We start from the raw sequence: 2,624 nt of genomic DNA, 5'->3' as shown, positions 1-2,624 counted from the left end.
ACCCTCATCATCCTCATTCCGCTGTCGGGGCTGATCTGGCGCTCGGCGGCGCTCGGCTGGACCGATTTCTGGGCGATCGCCACCGACCGGCGCACCATCAACGCGCTCCGCATCAGCTTCGGCACCGCCTTTGTCGCGGCCGCCGTCAATGTCGTCTTCGGCACGCTGGTCGCCTGGGTGCTGGTGCGCTATCGCTTTCCCGGCCGCCGCATCGTCGATGCCATGGTCGACCTGCCCTTCGCGCTGCCGACGGCGGTGGCCGGCATCGCGCTGACCACGCTCTACGCGCCCAATGGCTGGATCGGCAAGCTGTTGCTGCCGCTCGGGCTCAAGGTCGCCTACACGCCGCTCGGCATCGTCATCGCGCTGGTCTTCATCGGCCTGCCCTTCGTCGTGCGCACCGTGCAGCCGATCATGGAGGAGATCGACAAGGAGGTGGAGGAGGCCGCCGCCACGCTCGGCGCCAGCCGCTTCCAGATCGTCACCCGGGTGCTGTTCCCGGGCCTGGCGCCGGCCATCGTCACCGGTTTCGCGCTGGCCTTCGCGCGCGGCGTCGGCGAATACGGCTCGGTCATCTTCATCGCCGGCAACCTGCCCTACAAATCCGAGATCGCGCCGCTCCTGATCGTCATCCGGCTGGAGGAGTACAATTACCCGGCGGCGACCGCCATCGCCGCGATCATGCTGGCCTTGTCATTCCTCATGCTGCTCATCGTCAACCTGGCGCAGACATGGAGCCGCAAGCGCTATGGCTGATCCGGAGATCAAATCCTACGAGCCGCATCACGACAGCCGCTCGGCGGCGGTGACCGAAAGCCGCCCGGCGCAGGCCGTGCTGATGGCGATCGCCTTCGCCTTCCTCGGCATCTTCCTGCTGTTGCCGCTGATCATCGTCTTCAACGAAGCCTTCGCCAAGGGCGTCGGCGCCTACACCGAGGCGCTTGCCCATCCCGACACGCGCTCGGCGATCCGGCTGACGCTGCTGGTGGCGGCGATCTCGGTGCCGCTCAATGTCGTCTTCGGCATCTCGGCCGCCTGGGCGATCGCCAAGTTCGAGTTCAAGGGCAAGGCCTTCCTGACCACGCTGATCGACCTGCCGTTCTCGGTCTCGCCGGTCATCTCGGGTCTGGTCTACGTGCTTCTGTTCGGCGCCCAGGGGCTGCTCGGCGCCTGGCTGAAGGCGCACGGCATCGTCATCCTGTTCGCCGTGCCCGGCATTGTGCTGGCCACCATCTTCGTCACCTTCCCCTTCGTGGCCCGCGAGCTGATCCCGCTGATGCAGGAACAGGGCAATGGCGACGAGGAGGCCGCGCTGTCGCTTGGCGCCAATGGCTGGCAGGCCTTCTGGTATGTGACGCTGCCCAACGTCAAATGGGGGCTGCTTTACGGCGTGCTGTTGTGCAATGCGCGCGCCATGGGCGAGTTCGGCGCGGTCTCGGTTGTGTCGGGCCATATACGCGGCCTGACCAACACCATGCCGCTGCATGTCGAAATCCTCTACAATGAATACAACGCCGTCGGCGCCTTTGCCGTCGCCTCGCTGCTGGCCGGCCTGGCGCTGGTGACGCTGGTCCTGAAGACACTGCTCGAGATGCGTTACGGCGCCGAGATCGCCGCGGCGCGTGGACATTGATGCATGTCGCCCAAAAGCGGCAACCGGTTTTGGGATAACGCCATGCAGCCACTACAAAGCATGTCGCCCAAAAGTGGGAACCGGTTTTGGGATAACGACATGCAGCCACTACAAAGCATGTCGCCCAAAAGTGGGAACCGGTTTTGGGATAACGGCATGCAGCCACTACAAAGGGACTGTTGATGGAAGTTCGCGTTGCCAATGTGCGCAAGGAGTTCGAGCGGTTTCCCGCGCTCCATGACGTGTCGCTCGACATCAAGTCGGGCGAGCTGATCGCGTTGCTGGGGCCGTCGGGCTCGGGCAAGACGACGCTGCTGCGGCTGATCGCCGGGCTGGAGCGGCCGACGCGCGGCAAGATCTTCTTCGGCGACGAGGACGCCTCGCAGAAATCGATCCAGGAGCGCAATGTCGGCTTCGTCTTCCAGCACTACGCGCTGTTCCGGCACATGACGGTCTCGGACAATATCGGCTTCGGCCTCAAGGTTCGGCAGGGCTCGACGCGGCCGCCGGCGCAGGAGATCCGCCGCCGCGCTTCCGAGCTGCTCGACCTGGTCCAGCTCTCGGGCCTGGAAAAGCGCTATCCGGCGCAGCTTTCCGGCGGCCAGCGCCAGCGCGTCGCGCTGGCGCGCGCCATGGCGATCGAACCCAAAGTGCTTCTGCTCGACGAGCCGTTCGGCGCGCTCGACGCGCAGGTGCGCCGGGAACTGCGCCGCTGGCTGCGCGACATCCATGACGCCACCGGCCACACCACCGTCTTCGTCACCCACGACCAGGAAGAGGCGCTGGAGCTTGCCGACCGCGTCGTGGTGATGAGCCAGGGCCGCATCGAGCAGGTCGGCACCGCCGACGACATCTATGACAGGCCGAACTCGCCTTTCGTCTACGGCTTCATCGGCGAATCGAGCTCGCTTCCCGTCAAGGTCGAGAATGGCGAGGTCTGGCTCGCCGATCGCCCGGTCGGGCTGTCGGCGCCGGACGCCGCCAGCGGCAA

3 protein-coding genes are annotated in these 2,624 nt (G+C 65.7%); all 3 read left to right on the top strand.

Annotated features, from left to right (window positions below; translation table 11 throughout):
- The coding region (gene cysT, locus LB551_RS29845; RefSeq protein ID WP_224661394.1) for a sulfate ABC transporter permease subunit CysT at positions 1-756 on the top strand (756 nt) is incomplete at its 5' end.
- Positions 749-1,633, top strand: a complete 885-nt coding sequence (gene cysW, locus LB551_RS29840; RefSeq protein WP_140552357.1) for a sulfate ABC transporter permease subunit CysW — start codon at positions 749-751, stop codon at positions 1,631-1,633. The genes cysT and cysW, both read left to right, overlap by 8 nt.
- Positions 1,634-1,815: 182 nt before the next feature.
- Positions 1,816-2,624 (top strand): sulfate/molybdate ABC transporter ATP-binding protein (locus LB551_RS29835; protein ID WP_224661393.1); only part of this gene is annotated, 809 nt, incomplete at its 3' end.

Source organism: Mesorhizobium sp. BR1-1-2 (assembly GCF_020165435.1).
Taxonomy (GTDB): domain Bacteria; phylum Pseudomonadota; class Alphaproteobacteria; order Rhizobiales; family Rhizobiaceae; genus Mesorhizobium.
The sequence above is the reverse complement of the archived record's forward strand: the minus strand, read 5'-3'. Positions and strand labels throughout refer to the sequence as shown.

Coding starts and splice junctions, on each gene's coding strand:
- cysW (WP_140552357.1), top strand. CDS start 749: ATGGCTGATCCGGAGATCAAATCCTACGAGCCGCATCACGACAGCCGC.